General features: G+C 51.9%; 1 rRNA gene. It reads right to left on the minus strand.

Annotated features, from left to right (window positions below):
- Nucleotides 1-2929: ribosomal RNA gene (locus tag B371_RS0100820) — 23S ribosomal RNA — on the minus strand.

Raw genomic sequence — 2929 nt, forward strand, 5'->3', positions numbered from 1 at the left:
TTGGTTAAGTCCTCGATCGATTAGTATTCGTCAGCTACACACGTCACCGTGCTTCCACCTCGAACCTATCTACCTCATCGTCTTTGAGGGATCTTACTTACTTTCGTAATGGGAAATCTCATCTTGAGGGGGGCTTCATGCTTAGATGCTTTCAGCACTTATCCCGGCCACACATAGCTACCCAGCGATGCCCTTGGCAGAACAACTGGTACACCAGCGGTGTGTCCATCCCGGTCCTCTCGTACTAAGGACAGCTCCTCTCAAATTTCCTGCGCCCACGACGGATAGGGACCGAACTGTCTCACGACGTTCTGAACCCAGCTCGCGTACCGCTTTAATGGGCGAACAGCCCAACCCTTGGGACCGACTACAGCCCCAGGATGCGATGAGCCGACATCGAGGTGCCAAACCTCCCCGTCGATGTGGACTCTTGGGGGAGATAAGCCTGTTATCCCCGGGGTAGCTTTTATCCGTTGAGCGATGGCCCTTCCATGCGGAACCACCGGATCACTAAGCCCGTCTTTCGACCCTGCTCGACTTGTAGGTCTCGCAGTCAAGCTCCCTTATGCCTTTACACTCTTCGAATGATTTCCAACCATTCTGAGGGAACCTTTGGGCGCCTCCGTTACACTTTAGGAGGCGACCGCCCCAGTCAAACTGCCCGCCTGACACTGTCTCCTACCCCGATAAGGGGCAAGGGTTAGAAGTTCAATACAACCAGGGTAGTATCCCACTGACGCCTCTTCCGAAGCTGGCGCTCCGGATTCTCAGGCTCCTACCTATCCTGTACAAGTTGTACCAAAATTCAATATCAGGCTACAGTAAAGCTCCACGGGGTCTTTCCGTCCTGTCGCGGGTAACCTGCATCTTCACAGGTACTATAATTTCACCGAGTCTCTCGTTGAGACAGTGCCCAGATCGTTACGCCTTTCGTGCGGGTCGGAACTTACCCGACAAGGAATTTCGCTACCTTAGGACCGTTATAGTTACGGCCGCCGTTTACTGGGGCTTCAATTCGCACCTTCGCTTGCGCTAAGCACTCCTCTTAACCTTCCAGCACCGGGCAGGCGTCAGCCCCTATACGTCACCTTACGGTTTTGCAGAGACCTGTGTTTTTGCTAAACAGTCGCCTGGGCCTATTCACTGCGGCTCTCTCGGGCTTTAACACCCTAATAGAGCACCCCTTCTCCCGAAGTTACGGGGTCATTTTGCCGAGTTCCTTAACGAGAGTTCTCTCGCTCACCTTAGGATTCTCTCCTCGACTACCTGTGTCGGTTTGCGGTACGGGCACCTTCCACCTCGTTAGAGGCTTTTCTTGGCAGTGTGAAATCAGGAACTCCAGACCTTACGGTCCTTGTCATCACAGCTCAACGTTATAGGAACGGGATTTGCCTCATTCCACGCCTCACTGCTTGAACGCGCATAACCAACAGCGCGCTTACCCTATCCTTCTGCGTCCCCCCATTACTCAAACGGTGGAGTGGTGGTACAGGAATATCAACCTGTTGTCCATCGTCTACGCCTATCGGCCTCGACTTAGGTCCCGACTAACCCTGAGCGGACGAGCCTACCTCAGGAAACCTTAGTCATTCGGTGGACGGGATTCTCACCCGTCTTTCGTTACTCATACCGGCATTCTCACTTCTAAGCGCTCCACCAGTCCTTCCGGTCTAGCTTCAACGCCCTTAGAACGCTCTCCTACCATTGACACCTAAGTGTCAATCCACAGCTTCGGTGAATTGTTTAGCCCCGATACATTTTCGGCGCAGCGTCACTCGACCAGTGAGCTATTACGCACTCTTTAAATGATGGCTGCTTCTAAGCCAACATCCTGGTTGTCTAAGCAACGCCACATCCTTTTCCACTTAACAATTACTTTGGGACCTTAGCTGGTGGTCTGGGCTGTTTCCCTCTTGACTACGGATCTTATCACTCGCAGTCTGACTCCCAATTATAAATCTCTGGCATTCGGAGTTTGTCTGAATTCGGTAACCCGGGATGGGCCCCTAGTCCAAACAGTGCTCTACCTCCAGGATTCTCATATTGAGGCTAGCCCTAAAGCTATTTCGGAGAGAACCAGCTATCTCCAGGTTCGATTGGAATTTCTCCGCTACCCACACCTCATCCCCGCACTTTTCAACGTGCGTGGGTTCGGGCCTCCAGTAAGTGTTACCTTACCTTCACCCTGGACATGGGTAGATCACCTGGTTTCGGGTCTACAACTACATACTCTATCGCCCTATTCAGACTCGCTTTCGCTGCGGCTCCGCCTTATCAGCTTAACCTTGCATGCAATCGTAACTCGCCGGTTCATTCTACAAAAGGCACGCTATCACCCATTAACGGGCTCTAACTACTTGTAGGCACACGGTTTCAGGATCTATTTCACTCCCCTTCCGGGGTGCTTTTCACCTTTCCCTCACGGTACTGGTTCACTATCGGTCACTAGGGAGTATTTAGCCTTGGGAGATGGTCCTCCCAGATTCCGACGGAATTTCACGTGTTCCGCCGTACTCAGGATCCACTCAGGAGAGAACGAACTTTCGACTACAGGGCTTTTACCTGCTCCGGCGGACCTTTCCAGATCGCTTCGTCTAACTCGTTCCTTTGTAACTCCGTATTGAGTGTCCTACAACCCCAAGAAGCAAGCTTCTTGGTTTGGGCTCTTCCCGTTTCGCTCGCCGCTACTCAGGGAATCGATATTTCTTTCTCTTCCTCCAGGTACTTAGATGTTTCAGTTCCCTGGGTGTGCCACGATTACGCTATGTATTCACGTAAACGTACTGTTCGATTAAAAACAGTGGGTTTCCCCATTCGGAAATCTCCGGATCAAAGCTTACTTACAGCTCCCCGAAGCATATCGGTGTTAGTACCGTCCTTCATCGGCTCCTAGTGCCAAGGCATTCACCGTGCGCCCTTATTAACTTAA

Source organism: Paenisporosarcina sp. TG20 (assembly GCF_000286315.1).
GTDB lineage: Bacteria > Bacillota > Bacilli > Bacillales_A > Planococcaceae > Paenisporosarcina.